The 15,935-nt window shown below is 45.4% G+C and carries 15 protein-coding genes; 11 read left to right on the top strand and 4 right to left on the bottom strand.

From position 1 onward, the window contains the following. Positions 1–364 precede the first annotated feature (364 nt). Complete coding sequence (locus ACJJIW_RS19605) at positions 365–655, top strand: hypothetical protein (RefSeq protein ID WP_444936138.1); 291 nt, start codon at positions 365–367, stop codon at positions 653–655. Between the two features lie 436 nt (positions 656–1,091). Next, positions 1,092–1,526 (top strand): hypothetical protein, encoded by a 435-nt coding sequence (locus tag ACJJIW_RS19600; RefSeq protein ID WP_444936137.1) that lies wholly within the window; start codon positions 1,092–1,094, stop codon positions 1,524–1,526. 82 nt (positions 1,527–1,608) lie between these two features. On the opposite strand, the gene greB is transcribed toward ACJJIW_RS19600, so the two are convergent. Together greB and ACJJIW_RS19590 are read right to left on the bottom strand one after the other, a co-directional pair. Further along, positions 1,609–2,109, bottom strand: a complete 501-nt coding sequence (gene greB / locus ACJJIW_RS19595; protein ID WP_444936136.1) for a transcription elongation factor GreB — start codon at positions 2,107–2,109, stop codon at positions 1,609–1,611. A 38-nt stretch (positions 2,110–2,147) separates the two neighbouring features. Then, positions 2,148–4,094, bottom strand: a complete 1,947-nt coding sequence (locus ACJJIW_RS19590) for a S9 family peptidase (protein ID WP_444936135.1) — start codon at positions 4,092–4,094, stop codon at positions 2,148–2,150. A gap of 262 nt (positions 4,095–4,356) precedes the next feature. Between ACJJIW_RS19590 and ACJJIW_RS19585 the strand changes: the two genes are divergently transcribed. The 6 genes from ACJJIW_RS19585 (at position 4,357) to ACJJIW_RS19560 (ending at position 10,870) form a co-directional block, all read left to right on the top strand. After that, positions 4,357–5,211: a beta-keto acid cleavage family enzyme gene (locus ACJJIW_RS19585; RefSeq protein WP_444936134.1), complete on the top strand. Its 855-nt coding sequence runs from the start codon at positions 4,357–4,359 to the stop codon at positions 5,209–5,211. 629 nt (positions 5,212–5,840) lie between these two features. Continuing rightward, positions 5,841–6,122, top strand: a complete 282-nt coding sequence (locus ACJJIW_RS19580) for a hypothetical protein (protein WP_444893533.1) — start codon at positions 5,841–5,843, stop codon at positions 6,120–6,122. A 15-nt stretch (positions 6,123–6,137) separates the two neighbouring features. Then, entirely contained in the window at positions 6,138–6,692 is a 555-nt protein-coding gene (locus ACJJIW_RS19575; RefSeq protein ID WP_444893534.1) for a hypothetical protein, read from the top strand. Beyond that, complete coding sequence (locus tag ACJJIW_RS19570) at positions 6,683–8,149, top strand: hypothetical protein (RefSeq protein WP_444893535.1); 1,467 nt, start codon at positions 6,683–6,685, stop codon at positions 8,147–8,149. The genes ACJJIW_RS19575 and ACJJIW_RS19570 overlap by 10 nt, the downstream gene beginning before the upstream one ends. A 128-nt stretch (positions 8,150–8,277) precedes the next feature. After that, a complete protein-coding gene (locus ACJJIW_RS19565) occupies positions 8,278–8,619 on the top strand; it encodes a hypothetical protein (protein ID WP_444893536.1) in 342 nt (113 codons plus the stop codon). Between the two features lie 784 nt (positions 8,620–9,403). After that, positions 9,404–10,870 (top strand): alanine/glycine:cation symporter family protein, encoded by a 1,467-nt coding sequence (locus tag ACJJIW_RS19560; protein WP_444893537.1) that lies wholly within the window; start codon positions 9,404–9,406, stop codon positions 10,868–10,870. Between the two features lie 41 nt (positions 10,871–10,911). Here the strand turns inward: ACJJIW_RS19560 and ACJJIW_RS19555 are convergent, their stop codons facing one another. Next, complete coding sequence (locus ACJJIW_RS19555) at positions 10,912–11,286, bottom strand: SirB2 family protein (protein WP_444893538.1); 375 nt, start codon at positions 11,284–11,286, stop codon at positions 10,912–10,914. Between the two features lie 253 nt (positions 11,287–11,539). Next, entirely contained in the window at positions 11,540–12,412 is an 873-nt protein-coding gene (locus tag ACJJIW_RS19550; RefSeq protein ID WP_282932376.1) for a M91 family zinc metallopeptidase, read from the bottom strand. Between the two features lie 859 nt (positions 12,413–13,271). On the opposite strand from ACJJIW_RS19550, the gene ACJJIW_RS19545 reads away from it, so the two are divergent. The 3 genes from ACJJIW_RS19545 to ACJJIW_RS19535 all read left to right on the top strand — a co-directional run bounded on the left by ACJJIW_RS19545 (position 13,272) and on the right by ACJJIW_RS19535 (position 15,917). Next, positions 13,272–13,511 carry a hypothetical protein gene (locus ACJJIW_RS19545; protein WP_444936133.1) on the top strand — a complete coding sequence of 80 codons (240 nt, stop codon included), beginning with the start codon at positions 13,272–13,274 and terminating at the stop codon, positions 13,509–13,511. A gap of 180 nt (positions 13,512–13,691) precedes the next feature. Further along, positions 13,692–14,687 carry a zinc-dependent alcohol dehydrogenase family protein gene (locus tag ACJJIW_RS19540; protein ID WP_444936132.1) on the top strand — a complete coding sequence of 332 codons (996 nt, stop codon included), beginning with the start codon at positions 13,692–13,694 and terminating at the stop codon, positions 14,685–14,687. Between the two features lie 273 nt (positions 14,688–14,960). Continuing rightward, complete coding sequence (locus tag ACJJIW_RS19535) at positions 14,961–15,917, top strand: antibiotic biosynthesis monooxygenase (RefSeq protein WP_444936131.1); 957 nt, start codon at positions 14,961–14,963, stop codon at positions 15,915–15,917. The last annotated feature ends 18 nt before the right edge of the window (positions 15,918–15,935 follow it).

Below are 15,935 nucleotides of genomic sequence, written 5' to 3'. Positions count from 1 at the left end.
GCTAATCATATATAAAGAGGTTGGGGGTGCCTTGGATTTGATTGCAGCATTTGACGGAGATAGTTGCCAGGCTGAGTGATTCTGATCAGTGCTTACTGGACTAGAAGGTTTGATTTGATATCAGCAATGTGAATATAAATGTATTTTTGTTTGCGATTCATTATAAGAAGCAACCTATCTCGACAATTCTGTAAAGGATTCCCTGGCTGACGAGCAGAAAGTTGCTGATCTAAAGCAGGATATCAAGAATTTACAGGCAGATATTAAACCCCTGAATGCCAGCATCGTTGCGCTGGGTATTGCTGATGCCACTGCTATCTCTCTGGGTACGGTTGCTTCTATCGTGGCTTTTCCAGAGGGCTTGTTGAAATGGTTTGTGATGGGGCCGGTGGCTGCTGCAAAAATTGTTGCGGATCAAAAGAGTATTCAGGATCAGCAGGCAGAGATGGACCTGATCACTACTGATGTATCCACTTTACAAATACTGTCTCAGAGCTTTGGGCAGCTAGCAGAAGAAATCCAGCAAGTTGAAGATTATTTACAGGTCGTATTGCAAGAGTGGCAAACACTTGAAAGTGATATTTCCGGTGCGATAAGTGATATTCAAACTGCGATCTCTGATGAAGAGGGGGCAAAACTATACAGCAGTTATTAATGGCCTCAACGAAGCGGTGGCCGAGAGGAATGATGCCTATTCCCAAGTGGGAAGCCTTTTTATTGAGCTCAACGTGAACAATGCAGACTTGAAAATTAGAATGAGTTCAGAACAGGTTAAATCTGATTTTTCTGCTGGAAGCACTGTTGGTGTGAATCAGTATTATAATACTCTATAAGAAGTATTTTTTTAGTTTTACTGAAGGCTTACCTAAAAGGTAAGCTTTTTTTGGCTTTTGATAGGGGGTACAGGTTCGCTTTCTAAGGTGGTTACAGAATGGCCATCGATTTTTATCTGGGGCTCACGCCATTTCTATGGGTACATTTCAATTCGTGTATTTGCAAGCGATTCTAAATTGTTCATCTAATGTTTTTGAAAGCGCTGAACTGAGATACTATAATCGCACTTCGGCAGCCCCTGAAAGTGTACAAGCCCCATGAGTGATATTTATAAAGCCCCTAAAAGTGAATTAAATACAAGTAAGTACCACTCTTTGATTGAGAGGTTACTGAAAGAACAGAGTATGCCCCTCGCGATATTTGCGGTGTTGTTAGGTACTTTGGGTACGCTCGTTTTGCTTTCATTTGCCCGCGGTATTATCCCTTTGTATGTTTATGTGATCCCAGGATTTATTACAGGTATCCTCGTTAAGTTTATGGGGCGGCCTGTTACAGCATCCTACCGTGTGATTCCTGGGTTATTGAGTGGGGTGATCGTCTCTATCTGGGTGAGCTTAGGGGGGATTTCCATTTACACATTTTTACTTCCACTACTAAACATCTTGTGTTGCTTGGCTGTGTCAAGGCGCCGATTAAACTATGAGGAGGAGAAAGCGTTGTATAAGTATCGGCATGGATTGGTAAAGTTGTGATAATGATTATCTCAGCTTGGTTGTTTAGAGGTCGTATTTAGTTCTATAAGTACGACCTCTTCAAAGGCTCTGGAGGCCGAAACTACTCCTCGTAACGAATGTCAGTAATATAAAAAGTCTGCCACTTTTCCCCCTGACGGATATCCACTTCATCATCGAGCTTACGCCCCAGCAGAGCACGGGCAACGGGGGAATCCATTGATATTAGTCCTGCTTTTACATCGAATTCATCGGGTCCTACAATGCGGTAGCAAATGCTCTTTCCCTCATCATCTTCAAGCGTTACCCAGGCTCCAAAAAAAACCTTTTCCTTATCGTCCGGTATTCGATCTACAACAGTAATCTCTTCCAGGCGCTTGGTGAGAAAACGCACGCGGCTGTCGATTTCCCGCAGTCTTTTTTTACCGTAGATATAGTCTGCGTTTTCCGAGCGATCTCCCAGCTTGGCGGCGTCGCTAACTGCCTGGGTTACCCGAGGGCGCTCCTCCTCCCAGAGGTGCTTAACTTCGGCGCGCATACGCTGCGCGCCCTCTGCGGTGATGTAGCGGGAGCCGCGTGGACGCGGCGGTCTCCATCTTCCCATAGTATTTTTTTAACTCTTTTTAATTCAATATTATTTAATTATAGGTTTTCGATGGTAATTCCCGGGCCGGGTTCCGCGAGCGGGAAATTAAATATGCGGCTGTAGAATTCAAGCTCTCCTTCCAGGGCCAACTTGATACTGTCGCCACTGCGGAACCCATGCCCCTCATTGGCAAATGTAATATAGGACACCGGAATACCTCGCTCCCTCAGGGCACCCACCATGGTTTCGGCTTGGTTGGGTGGCACTACCTTGTCCTCCATGCCCTGGAAGAAAATCACGGGGCAATTCAGCTTTTCCACATCGTTAATGGGGGAGCGCTGAAGGTAGACTTTTTCTGCGGAAGGCCAGGGCCCTACCAGTTTATCTAGGTAGCGGGACTCAAACTTGTGGGTGTCTTTGGCGAGGCTGCTCAACTCTCCAATTCCATAATGGCTGGCTCCCGCTTTAAAGGTATCGTGGTAGGTCAACGCTGCCAGGACTGTGTAACCGCCAGCACTACCACCTTTGATCAGCAGGCGATTGGGGTCGGCGAGCCCATCTTCTACCAGGTATTCTGCACCAGCGCAGACATCTTCCACGTCATAGATGCCCCATTTATCGGCGAGGCGGTCCCGATACTCGCGGCCATAGCCGGTACTGCCGGAGTAGTTTACGTCAAGAATGGCGAATCCCCGGCTTGTCCAGTATTGAACTTTCAGGCTGAGGCCTGCTGATGTAGCGCCGGTGGGGCCCCCATGACTAAATACAATCAGCGGTGGCTTATCGTCACTAGGTGCTTGGAAGTTGGGGTTGTGGGGTGGGTAATAAAACCCGTGTACCGCACGATCATCCACTTGGAAAGTGACGGCTTGAGCGATGGAGAACAAATCGGTTGGCAGCGAGCTGCTATTGCTACTGGCAATCTGTTCCGTTTTACCCGTCTTCTGGTTAAAGCTAATAACAGCGGGAAAGCTCTCTGCACCTGCGGCAATCATCACCCCGCTGCCATTTTCACAGTGCAGGCAATCGATATCACAATAAGGCTGCGGAAGAGTTTGATGCTCTCCACTCTTTATATCGACCTTGCCAAGGTGCCAAGTGCCATTCTGGGTGTAAGTACAGAGGATTTCCGTGGAGCTAATGAAGCCGTAAGTGGACATCCCAAATACCCACTGCGGAGTGGCAAATTCTGCTTCTTTTTTCCACAAGGATTCGCTTTGTCCCAGCCTATATAGGTTCCACCAGTTGTTGCGATCGGAGACATAGCAGAGTTCGCCTTCAGGAGACCACTGAGGCTGAAAGACGGATTCATTCTCACCGCCTGCTACTTGGGTAACTTCACCGATATCCCCCGCCTGATCGAGTTTGGCGATACAGAGCTCTGTCGCGTCCCAGGGGAGGTTAGGGTGGTGCCAGCGCAGAAATGCGAGTCGATCACCGGCCGGATTCAGGGTTGGGTTCGAATAAAAGTCTGCCCCCTCCTGAAGGATTGTCGGTGAATTAGCCAGTGGGTTGTTTAGGTCTACCGCGATAATGCGCGCACGGGGTTCCTCGCCCTGCTGGTGGCCACTGGCATCTTCCTCGACACAAATTAATCGATTTCTCAGAGGGTCGATAATCAGATCGGCGTAGCGGGAGCTATTTTCTGCGGTGATTGCTTCGGGGATCGCATTGTCGAGCTTCATGCGATAAATGCGCTGATCTTCTGCCAGTACGAAATAGGCGGTGTCACCGTGAACAAGGTAGCTGCCGCCTCCGTATTCATGGGCTTTGGTGCGTACGGCGATTGGGGCGGGGGTGAGATCTCTGCGCCCATTCTTTGGACAATACTGCACCAGTACATTCCTGCCTTTTTCAGACGGGCGGGACTCCAGCCAGTAATAGCGGCCATCTACTAAATTGGCTTCTGCCAGGCGAACGCTGCCCTCCACGAGAAGTTCTGCGTTGATTGCAGATTTCCAGCTGCCGTAAGTGGCGATGGTTGGAGTGATAGTCTCGCTCATGAGGTACTTACTTCCTTATTGGGTTTTTTCGCATTCTGCCGAGATGAATCCGGGGAAACAAGGTGCCTTGGCGGGGGCCCTATGATAGTCTCGTGTAACCAAGCAAGCGCTTGGTGCTGTATTTTGTCGATGCACTATCCAGAATCAGCTCTTCCACTCGCTCTGGTCCTTTTACGATCAGTAGGTGTTGTAGGAGCGGCGCTCAACGCTGGATAGCCCTGTAAACAGCGGCCTTAACAAAGATAATTCAGGAGAGCCAGCGATGTCTGATGAAGTGGTGATTACTTGCGCCCTAACCGGAGTGCTTACCAACCCCCAGCAGCACCCGGTCCCGGTAACCCCCAAGGAAATGGCGGAGTCCGCCCGTGAAGCCTACGATGCGGGGGCTTCCGTTATGCATGTTCATTTCCGCGCGCAAGAGGAAAACAAAGGCCATTTACCCACCTGGGACCCGCAAATAGCCTTGGAAATTGCCGATGCAATTCGCGATAAATGCCCTGGCGTTATTCTAAATTTTTCAACTGGCACTATCGGACGGGATCAGCAAGGTCCCTTGAGTTGTGTGCGTGCCGGTAAGCCGGAAATTGCCGCCTGCAATGCGGGAAGCCTGAACTATTTAAAGGCGCGATCCAACGGCACCTGGGCTTGGCCACCCATGGTATTTGATAACCCGGTCGATAAGGTAGAGGAGCTGTTGGAGGTCTGCCGGGAGACCGGTACCCGCCCGGAATTTGAGTGCTTTGATATCGGTATCGTTCGCTCTGTGGGCATGTATGCGGATGTAGGGATGGTGGATAAGCCCAACTACAACCTGGTGATGGGAGTGGCTTCAGGTATGCCTGCCGACCCCAATTTACTGGAGATTATTCCAAAATATATGAAGCCCGGCAGCTTATGGCAGAGCACAGTGATCGGCCGTGAGGAAATCTGGCCGGTGCATCGCAAGACTGCAGAATTGGGCGGCCATTTGCGCACTGGAGTTGAAGATACCTTTTACTTGCCGGGAGGAGAGCGGACTTCAGGGAATGGTCAATTGATAGAGGCTCTTGCGGCTGTAGCTGAAGAGACAGGGCGAAAGGTGGTATCGCCGAGTCGGGCGCGGGAGATTTTTTGTTAACTTCTGAGGTGCTAACGGATTTTGAAGAGTTCGGCCAGTTTTCCACCAAGGGTGCTAAGTATAATATTGCTTAGCGCTCTTGTAGGCTCTAATTATCCGCCCGGCTCTTGCAGAGGTATGGTATAGCCATTTGGGGCTAACTTATGTCTTCTGTTTTTTGAAAAAATAAGTGGCATTTTTAATGGTGTGATTTAATTGTGAATCTATAAATATTATAAGAGATATACATATTAAGTATGCGGCCTTATTGCTGTGTTTAAAAAGAATTGTGTTTATTGTTTGGGTGGAAATATTTAATTAAATTTTGATCTGGCTCCAGAAGTAGAGAAAAGACTTAACTTGCGGTCCAGAGGTAGTCGATTATTACAGAACATTTGATACGAGCGTGCACATTGAGGCTGGTTTCTTGGAGTTGGTGTTCCAGGGTGGCTTTGGGGTGAGATATTTTTTCCTCTGCTGAATCTTTTCTGGTAGAGTTATGCGCGATAGTTGCAGGAAACATATCGGTGTTATTGTTTTGTAATATCATCAACCGCTATAGAAATGTTTCTTGGGCGTAATGAATTAGTCGGGTTTAGGTTTCTTGTTTTGCGAAGAAGGTCAGAATGATAAATCGGTGGGGGAGGTTGGTGTCATTATTTTTGATGGTCTTCAGTGTAATACTTGTGCCTGTCACTTACTCTTTGCTTCCCTTTGTTCTAATGGGTGTTGACGGTGCATCTTTAATTGAGCAGGTTGGAATTGTTGCAATTTTAATTCTCTCCATGGCAGCTCAGTTCCATATTACTGTTATCACAATTATTTTTTTTATCTATTTTTACCGGAGAGATAAGCTTAATGCGTGCTTAATGACCGCTTTAATTCCTTGGATAAATGCCTTTATTATTTGTTTTTTATTCCTATTGATTTGAAAGGTTTTAAATAGTATGAGTTTACTAAGAGGCCTCGCTTTTTTTTGTGTATTTATTTCTGGTTTTTCAGTTGCGCAGGAGGTTGTTTCTCCAGGGCTGGTGCAGAGCGGAAATTCTACTTTATTTGTGCCGATAAGTGTTGGTGAAGTCACTTTCGTCATACAGATATTTGAGAATAGCGTCCCTGAAGACCCAGGGGAGATTGGCGATGCCACTATTGAGGGGGTTGATAGTGATCAGGATGGTGTAAGAGACGATTTAGAGAGATATATAGGCCTGAAGTACCACGACAGAATTCCGGTTAGAGACTCTTTGTACCAGTTTGCTGCTGCACAGCAACGGGCAATAGTCAGAACTGCCGAGTCTGTAAGATCTATAAACCTGTCGCTAATAAGAGCTCGCGATTGTGTTTCTCAGGCATCAAGCAAGTCTGAGGTGGAAGCTTTGATCTCAGATCTGACTGGAGAATCTCTTAATACTAAAGCAAGATTTATTGCATACGCAGACAATTTAGATGACTTAATGGAGGATATTGTTTCCTTAGGTGGGGTGGAGGTTAAATGTCAATGATGAAGTCTTTTATTCGATTTTTTTTCTCTTGTTGGTTTTTCCTATTGCCATTACACGCTGTGTCAAATCAATGCGAAGTGGTTAAGCCTACTATTTATTATATTAATGGGATGAATACATCCCCATCTTCTGCTAATGCTGCATATCTTAGAATTAAAGAGTTGTTTCCAGGCTATAACGTACTCTTATCATATGTATCTACGAATGGGTTAAAGGATGATGTGATTGAGGCCGCCGAACAGAAGGAGATTGAAAAATTAGGAGATCTTTTAAGTGAGCTGGAAAATAACACGAGCTCCACAGATATTGAGTACGTTGAAAAGCTAAGAGAAGCGGCTCTAGATGTATTAGAAAAACAATATTTAAGGCATTTAAATGGTCAGCCAGATTTAAATAGACACCTAAATCGAGTAGTGCCGGAACTCTCATCTGGGAAAAATGTGATTCTTCTTGGGTACTCTCAAGGGTCCCTGTATGCCAAGATGGCAGCTGACTCGATTTTGTCGGAGAGTCCAGAGGTGAAACCCCAGTTAGGGAGTGTGCTCGTAGGAGCGGTTACAAATTCAGTGCCACTCTCATCAGAAGGTAGAGGTGAGTATGTCAGTCTAGTTAAAGATTACGTAGTTTCTGGAGTTCGTGCTCGATATCCATCTACGCTCCCTGGAAATTATGATCGCACTAGTAATATAGACTGGAAGAACCATAGCTTCCCGGTGTATTTTGAAGAGTTCTCTAATATTATCTCTGCAGTTCAGGCAGGTGTAGATAGTGTTTCCGGAAGTTTTCAGGAATCTAATTGCACAGAAGTTATTAGTTGTGGCACCCCATTGTCGAAAGAGGGGAATAAAGGTACATACGACTTTATTCAAGATCTGGGGAATCAGCCTGGTACAGTCAGTTTTGAGTTTGAAGCATTTAGTATTCCTGATGGGCTCTTAATTACGAATGAGGCAGGAAGAACTGTGTACTCTTCAGATGGGGCAGTTAGTGGGTTTCATGAGGGTAGTTTTTATGTTAGTGAGAATTTCGACTCAGTCAATAAAATGAATGTGTCTGTTGATGCGCCGCTTGATGGTACCGCTTGGACCTTTACGATGGGGTGCCCAAATCAACCTATTGAAAATGATGATAGGCCCCGTGATAGAAAGAAAATTAACTTTACCGTACGGGCAAAAAGTGCGAGCGGTTTAACTCAAGATTGTTATTTAAAGGCAGATATTGATGGTGAGCTTGTATATTCAAGTCAATATCAAGGTGAACATTGGAGCTTCACCGCCGATGTAACTCGAACCGGTGTGGGGGATACATACCATTCATTAGGGCTTGATTTCTACAATTGTTCAGCATATAAGAATTGCCCGACTTGTGATGGTTACGAGGTCTTGATACCTGGAGGCGATCCATCATATGCTGACTGGATCTATACTGATGATACGGTTTATTTCAAAGTTTACTAATATTTTTGCCCTTAAGAGGGTGTCATTTTCGATGATGTGGATTGGGGGTTAAAAAGTTAAATAAAGGTTCTGCGCCATTACTTAGTAGGTGGCGCAGCTCCTTATAAATTTTTTATCGGAGTATTAATATGAGATTTTTTTCTATATTTTTTATTTTCTTTTCTGCTGGTGTTTATGCGGATTTCCCTGACGAGCAGGGTGAGATTAATTTTCTGCAGGTCCATAAAACGCCTGAGTCAGACTCATCCTCAGGTAATAGATTTATTGTTAAGCTAGATGGAGGGATGTCTGAAGATACTTGTGGTGGTGGTCAATGGACTGGTTATTTGACTTCTGAAGCTGGTGCGGCCCAATATTCAATGCTACTTTCTTCTGTAATGGCTGGAAAAGAAGTGAAGATTGAAGGAAATTCAAATGTGATTTGTGAGGGTACTTCCACTCTTATTCGAAATGTTTATTTGGTCTTCTAAGTCAACTTCATGGTAGTTTCGCGCTGAGGATGTTGGAGTGTTGCTTCAACAATACATCTTCAGCGTATTCATAGAGTCTGTGGGTTGGCCAGCTCCCCTATTGCCATTTTATTTTCTGGTTTTAAGTGCTTTCTTAGTGTCTTGTCTTGTAGGTCGATTCAATCTTGAAGTAAATAGATAGTGTTTAATATGATAAAAAGGACAATGCTGACATCTCGGTATTTAAGCTAAATTAATGTTTGAACCTCTAAGAAAGGAGTTAAGGGGTGTATGGTGTAATATGTAGAGATGGTCTCAGTAGCTATTCCTCTAATAATAGATAATATTTTATTGTAAAAACAGTTGCTGATAATGGGGCGATTGTAATCTTTCCTTTTCCAGTTTCTGATAGCGACTCCTACGAAGGCGGGGATGATGATTTGGGCATTCATAGTTGGGCTTGCTTAATGGCCCTTACTATTAGAAAAAGCCTCTATATAGTTATGAATAATTACCTAATTGCAATCTTACTTCATATATTGAAACCTTCAAATAAACTTTATGATCTGCTTCTGGTGGCTGATCGTATCTCTAGTTAAATTGTGAGAATATTTCACTATTAAATTCTCCTTCTACTACTGAGGATTTACTGAAAGTCTTTTGCGGTTGGCATAATTTTCACGCCAATTCTGCCATAAATCGCAGCGACCGACTTTCAATCTAAAATTAATTCTTGAGATATCTGCTAATCTTACTTCCAACTGGCTGACAGTGTATATAACTATAAGCGGTCAAGGGGTAGGTAATGCAAGATTTTCTGGATCTTTTCACGATTTTGATCGAGTGGGCAAATTTACTTGCCTGGGGTGGCGTCGGTGGCATCTGGTGGCTTGGAATCTTGATTTTAGGATTGCTGCCGGCGGGGCTCTACTTTTCTATTCGCACTCGCTTTATACAATTTCGTCACTTTGGTCATATGGTCAAAGTCATGATTCGTGGCATTCATAAGGAAAATGAAAATTCGGTAACTGCCTTTCAGGCATTTGCCACTAGCGCGGCTGCGAGAATCGGCACCGGAAATATTGCTGGTGTGGCTGTGGCCATAACCGCTGGTGGGCCCGGAGCGGTGTTTTGGATGTGGCTGGTGGCCTTGCTGGGGATGGCCACCAGTTTGGTAGAGAATACTCTCGCGCAAACCTACAAAGAGCGTGGCGATGTTCCCGGGGCATTTCGTGGAGGGCCTGCCTATTATATTGAAAAGGGGATGGGTCCGCAGTGGAAATGGCTGTCCCTGACTTTTTCAGTTTTTCTTATGATTTGTTACGGATTTACCTTTAATGCTGTGCAGTCAAATACGATGGCTGCCGCGCTGTATGGAGCTTGGGGTGTAAGCCCTTTATGGGTTGGTTTTTTTATTGCGCTCTTTGCCGGGATTATTGTTTTTGGTGGTATTCGTTCAATTGCGCGCTTTGCCGGTATTGTTGTCCCTTTTATGGCAATTGGTTACTTGTTGGTAGCTTTCTATGTTTTGGTCGCCAATATTTCTGAGTTACCCGGGGTGCTGTTGGAAATTCTGGCAAATGCCTTTGGGTTTCAGGAAGCTGGGGCGGGGGCCTTTGGTGCGGCGGTGGCCAATGGAATCAAGCGGGGCCTGTTTTCCAATGAAGCTGGACTTGGCTCCTCGCCCAATGTTGCTGCTGCTGCAGATGTAAAACACCCAATGGTGCAGGGATACGTGCAAATGGCATCGGTATTTCTCGATACCATTATTATCTGCACTTCTACGGCAGCAATTATCTTGGTGGCAGATGTCTTTATGGTCGGTAATTTGGAAGGGGTTGGTTTAGTTCAAGACGCACTGGCGAGCGAGGTGGGTACCTGGGGAAGTAGTTTTATTGCTACTGCATTGATGTTTTTTGCCTTTACATCAATTATCGGTAACTACTATTACGGCGAAACCAATATTTATTACCTCTACCACACCCGAACATCCATCTTATGTTATCGGCTGTTGTTTTTAATGTTCGTGCTTTTCGGGGCTTGGGTGGCAGATACGGGAAGTGCAGAAAATTTTGCCTTGCTTTGGCGTATGGCCGATGTCTCGATGGGTTTTATGGCATCGGCAAACCTTATAGCTATCTTACTTTTGTCTGGTGTGGCTTTTAAGGTAATGGCAGATTACGAGAGTCAGTTATCTTCCGGGGTGCGTGAGCCGGTGTTCAATGGGAGTAAATTTAGAATAAAAGGCATTGAGCACGATGTTTGGGGGTGATACCAATTTGAGTCTGATACCAAGTGCTCAATGCCATCCAGTTACAAGCTGGGCTTGTGCATCGCCAGATAGAAAATAGCGACTACTTGCAGGAAGGCAAGTACACAGGCAGTGATTCTAATTGGCTTGGAGAAGTTTGGGCGCAAAGCAAAGACGCCAGCAATAATGTAGCCAAATACCAGGGCTACTTTTGCACCTAGCCAGGGCGATGTGCCCGGGTTCCAGCTGCCGAGAATCACCAGTCCGGCAGCCGCAGCTAACAGCAAAGTGTCGTTGAGGTGTGGCACCCAGCGCAGAGGGCCATTTCGCCAGCCCGTGTTGTGGCTGAACTCCAATCCCACTCTGATGGTAAACAGCAGGATACTGAGTACTGCGGCGGTCATGTGGACGTGTTTTATAAGGGCATAATCAATCATGGTTATGATCTGGCTGTATGTTGACCAAGGTGTCCTATGTGCCTTCCAGGCAGAAGGAAGGTGTGATTCTAGCCGCCAAAGCATAACGACATGCTGCGGTCTGGTGCAATATGAAAAACGTGAAACGTTTGAAAATTGCAGCTAATAAAGTTGCAAAGCAGTGCCGCTTCAGAGTCTCCTTAGATCTGGCTGATCAGTCGACTTTGAAGATTTAGGCCCAGTTGTACTTATCATCTGGACTCAAATTGTGGGGTTAGACTAGATTTCTGATCTGACCATATTTCATCCGTTGTGCGACACCGTGTTCAGCCCGAATCATATTTTCGTTGATGGCTAGGAGGTCAGTGGGTACGTTACCGAGATCGTCACTGAGCCCCACAGTTGCAATCTCTTCACGCAGCTCCATAGACCCACCTACCCAAATCCAGCCACTGGTTCTGGTTGATATTAAGTTGTTACGGTTTGGGATAGTTATATTGTTATAAATAATATTTAGTCCCCCATTGGCGATACGCGCCATGGTCAAAGGTGCTCCCTGCTGACGGAGTACTCTTCCCATGGGGGCTTGGCGCTCGTCGGCGAGGAAAGTGGAGTTGGCACTCCCTGAGAGGTAGCGGCCGCGATTACATCGATCAGCGTGGATCAGCTCATGGGCGAGAGTAATGTAACTGGGGCAATTCCCCATCGTGACTGTGCCGTTGTTGGTCAGATTGGCAGTTTGAAGGACCGAATTGTTCCACATAACGACCCCGCTAGACCCGCTGCTCATCACTTTGGCCATAAAGCCCCTGTCTGAGCTGACTAGGGGAATGTAGCTCTTAAAGCCGCTCCAAACCTGATCCTTTAGCCATTGGTCTGGGCGAAATCCTAGGGCGTGATGTTCGGTAATCCTTGTGTCATGGCGGCTTGATATTAGTCGGCGCAGTAGGGTGGTGCTATTTGCTCTTAATCCGACTGCTGTCAAAATGCCAACGCCCTCAGTAATTCGAAGTACATGACGCCCCCCAGCTCGATATCTTTCCTGTGTATAGGTCAGAGCTGTACCTACATTACCTACCAGCGTGTTCAGAGCAGTTCTTACCTGTGTGATAAAAACGATGTTATTAGAGTCAATGCAGAGTCCCATTATTATTCTCCTATCCCGCTCGCATTACGAATTATCTTGACTGAGAAAAATTGTGAATTATTAAAGTTTTTAAGACGAATTTTCATACGCAAGAGGTATAACCCAATGGTCCTGATCAAAATAATTTTGATAGTGATATTCTGGGCTTGCCTATAATGTTCGAACTAAAAAGTTCTTCTTGGTCAGGTTGTGTGTTTAGTGAGCGGAGCGGGAGAATCCCCAGGGAAATTAATATTTTTTTTGTGATTTTTTTGAAGTACATCTTGTAACTATCTGAATGATTATCTTAAGGATGCCTCTGCGACTCTACTCTTAATTGGTACGTTTTGCTATATGTTTTATTTTCCATGATGATTATTTTAATAAATTTAAATAATTGATTGTTGGGCTGTTTGGGGTGTGCGCTATTTGGCAGCTTGTGAGCTTGTCTGTTTATTGGTGCTGCTTGGGTCTCAGGGGATATAGCTGTGACATATTGAGGAAGGAATTTGGGGGGGGAGGATATGCGGTTAGCCGTTAAATTATCGCTGGTGTTAGTTGTTGCAGTTTTGATATTGGTATATGAAACTGTTCCCTATAAAAAATATAAATGGGTAGCGGTTGAGTATCTTGTTGATTTTACAAAAAAGGGGAGAAGTGAACTTAACTTTCGTTCGTAACTAAGTGTGCCCTACGAACTGGAATTACAGATAGAAAGGGCACTTGATTCCAGTGAGCTAAATTGTCGGTTGGGTATTGCATACCTTGATAAAGAAAAGTGTAACGATCATCCTGAAAAATTGGCTATCGATTGGATAGTTTATGAAGAGGGGGCCGAGGTTGCAGCGGTGATAAGACTTACGGGTTTTGGGGGGCAACAATGGGAAAGGATTATACTATTGTAGGTTCTGTGATAGACCCAGACCCAGACCCAGACCCAGACCCAGGCCCAGACCCTGTACTTGCTGTTGCGGATTCGGTGCTTAAGGTGGTAATTGATCGGGTCGAATACAAAAGTGCCGTTGTTTACTCCAGCCTGCTTAATTTAACTTCTTATCTGCTTATTGTTCTTGCTGTTGCGAGTTGCTTTATTGGGCTTATCTTCAAGTGGCTGACTTGAAATTGCTAGCTTGAACCACACATAAGTAGATCCAAATGGCGATTTGTAAAAGGGTTTGATTTACCAGGCGGAATCTAAATGGCCCCACTGCTAATAGACGTCAAACTCTAGTGCTCATGGTACATTTTGTACAGAGTGAAGGTCGTTGTTCATAATCAATCTGAAAAAGGATACGGCGATATGTTAAAGGCAGAATATCAAGAGCGCGGACCAGTGCCGCAGGATGTTATTGAGGCGGTGTCCTTTGATACCCCTGAACTTCAAGAGGGGCAGGTGTTGCTGGAGATGCTGGCAGCTCCAATTAACCCTTCAGATGTTCTAACCCTGACGGGCGATTATGGGATGTTGCCTCCTCTTCCTGCGGTTGGAGGCAATGAAGGTGTTGCCAAGGTCGTCAAACATGGACCTAATGTTACCGCGCCAGCCGTTGGTCAGGTCGTTCTGCTACCGGTAGGAAGCGGCACCTGGGCCACACATATGGTGGTCAATGCCCAGGGGCTGATTCCGCTCCCGAATAATGTGGACCCTCTACAGCTTTCCATGATAACGATTAATCCGCCAACGGCTTACTTGCTGTTGAGCGAATTTGTAGATTTCAAGGAGGGGGATTGGGTTATTCAGAATGCCGCAAACTCCGGTGTGGGGTCTTATCTGACAACCCTGGCCAAGTTACGGGGTCTAAAAGTGATCAATGTTGTCCGTCGTGAGTCTTTGATTGAGCCGATGAAGGCCGCAGGCGCTGATGTGGTTCTCGTGGATGGTGAGCACCTGGGTAAGCGAGTGGCTGAGGCTACTGGTGGTGCTGAGATCAAGCTAGGCATTGATGCTGTTGGTGGAATGGCAACTGCTCGCATGGGCGAGGCTCTGTCAAATGGCGCAACCTTAGTGAATTATGGCGCACTTAGTGGGGAACCCTGCGTTATCACACCGGGGATGATCATCTTTAAAGATATCACCGTGCGCGGGTTCTGGCTGGCCAAATGGTTTGGCTCGGCATCCCCAGAGCGGCAACAGGAAGTTTTTGGCACTATCACAAAGCTAGTAGCGGAAGGTAAGTTATCTGCACCAGTTCATGGCACATACCCTCTGTCTGAAATTAAAGAAGCCGTACGAATAGCTGCGGCAGGCGGGCGTGACGGCAAAGTGCTGGTTGTTAGTGAAAGCCTTGCCAGTTGAATTCTAAGTATTAAATAGTATCCCACCAAAAGTGCCACCTGATGAGGTGGCACTTTTGAAGACAGTTCCGTCATTTTTTCGGAGCTTGATTCCTCAAATGCTACCCTTGATGTCAGCTCTGACTTTTCATCTAAATTTATCTGCTGCCCATTGCTTTCTGAAAAGCGTTAGTTCGTGGAAATCAACAACGACGAGTTTGTTGTTTATATAAAATTTTCAACTTATGTGGACTTTAGTTTCCCTACCTAACTTCATGGAGATTGTTGCCTGCTAATGGAGGAGAGTACCGGCGCATGTCTTGTCTTGTCCCAGGAAGTGCCAAAGCGCTTAGGGGAAGAGTACCGCTCATGCCACCAAAAGTTGGTAGACATTGCGCTAGAGTGCGATGGATTACGTGAGGTCAGTTTGTTGGAGCCTGTCTCTAAAATTCAAAATGAGTGGGTTCAAATTTTTCAGTTTGAGACGATTGATCAACTGGAGGATTTTGTCAGTAATGGTTTATTTAAAGACCTTATTACTTTTTTGGAAAAGCAGTTTTCTGTTGAAGTCGTTTCACAAGTTATAGCTGAAGCAGATCAGTTGACAGTGCCGGTGACAATTGTGATTTCCAAGAGTGTTAAGCCCGAGTACTTTCGCGAATATATGGAGTGGCAGGAAAAAATAAATGAGGCAATTAAAGCATTTCCTGGTTTTCTGGGGGGTGGTCTTACCAAACCCATAAAAGGTGTTCAGGATGATTGGGTAGTGGTGTTTCGGTTTGATTCCAATAAGCATCTTGATAATTGGCTTGACTCTGATGAACATCAGAAGTTGGTGAAATTAGGGAAGGGTTTTTTTAGGGATGTAAATATAAAGCGGATAGGGCATGGATTTGAAGATTGGTTTACTCATGCTCGTGGACGAGCCAACAATCCTGGGCCCGCGCAGTGGAAGATGGCAATGTTGGTTCTACTGATGTTGTACCCCATAGTTATGGCCATTGAAATATGGCTGTTGCCCTTGGTGAAGGACTTGCCGTTTGCATCAACCAATTTTGTTGTGAGTATGCTGATTGTTTCTTCACTTTCGTGGGTGGCTATACCCGCTATGACTAAAGTTTTTAGAATTTGGTTGTCAGACACATCAGGGAAGCTAACTCGAGTAAATTTCATGGGAACTTTAGTGGTTATAGTGCTGTATTTTATTTTGATAATGCTTGTTGGTTGGGTAGCTCAATTGCCCACAGTCTAAGGTGTTATTTAAGAAATT

The organism is Microbulbifer maximicatervae (SeqCode), from assembly GCF_052467815.1.
Note: the sequence above shows the minus strand (reverse complement) of the source record. Positions and strands in the feature narration are given on the sequence as shown.

What these genes read in the sequence shown, in the direction of transcription:
- ACJJIW_RS19565 (WP_444893536.1), top strand. Translation starts at nt 8,278, where the DNA reads ATGAGATTTTTTTCTATATTTTTTATTTTCTTTTCTGCTGGTGTTTAT.
- ACJJIW_RS19590 (WP_444936135.1), bottom strand. Translation starts at nt 4,094, where the DNA reads ATGAGCGAGACTATCACTCCAACCATCGCCACTTACGGCAGCTGGAAA.
- ACJJIW_RS19535 (WP_444936131.1), top strand. Translation starts at nt 14,961, where the DNA reads ATGGAGGAGAGTACCGGCGCATGTCTTGTCTTGTCCCAGGAAGTGCCA.
- ACJJIW_RS19560 (WP_444893537.1), top strand. Translation starts at nt 9,404, where the DNA reads ATGCAAGATTTTCTGGATCTTTTCACGATTTTGATCGAGTGGGCAAAT.
- ACJJIW_RS19585 (WP_444936134.1), top strand. Translation starts at nt 4,357, where the DNA reads ATGTCTGATGAAGTGGTGATTACTTGCGCCCTAACCGGAGTGCTTACC.
- ACJJIW_RS19545 (WP_444936133.1), top strand. Translation starts at nt 13,272, where the DNA reads ATGGGAAAGGATTATACTATTGTAGGTTCTGTGATAGACCCAGACCCA.
- ACJJIW_RS19600 (WP_444936137.1), top strand. Translation starts at nt 1,092, where the DNA reads ATGAGTGATATTTATAAAGCCCCTAAAAGTGAATTAAATACAAGTAAG.
- greB (WP_444936136.1), bottom strand. Translation starts at nt 2,109, where the DNA reads ATGGGAAGATGGAGACCGCCGCGTCCACGCGGCTCCCGCTACATCACC.
- ACJJIW_RS19540 (WP_444936132.1), top strand. Translation starts at nt 13,692, where the DNA reads ATGTTAAAGGCAGAATATCAAGAGCGCGGACCAGTGCCGCAGGATGTT.
- ACJJIW_RS19555 (WP_444893538.1), bottom strand. Translation starts at nt 11,286, where the DNA reads ATGATTGATTATGCCCTTATAAAACACGTCCACATGACCGCCGCAGTA.
- ACJJIW_RS19550 (WP_282932376.1), bottom strand. Translation starts at nt 12,412, where the DNA reads ATGGGACTCTGCATTGACTCTAATAACATCGTTTTTATCACACAGGTA.
- ACJJIW_RS19575 (WP_444893534.1), top strand. Translation starts at nt 6,138, where the DNA reads ATGAGTTTACTAAGAGGCCTCGCTTTTTTTTGTGTATTTATTTCTGGT.
- ACJJIW_RS19570 (WP_444893535.1), top strand. Translation starts at nt 6,683, where the DNA reads ATGTCAATGATGAAGTCTTTTATTCGATTTTTTTTCTCTTGTTGGTTT.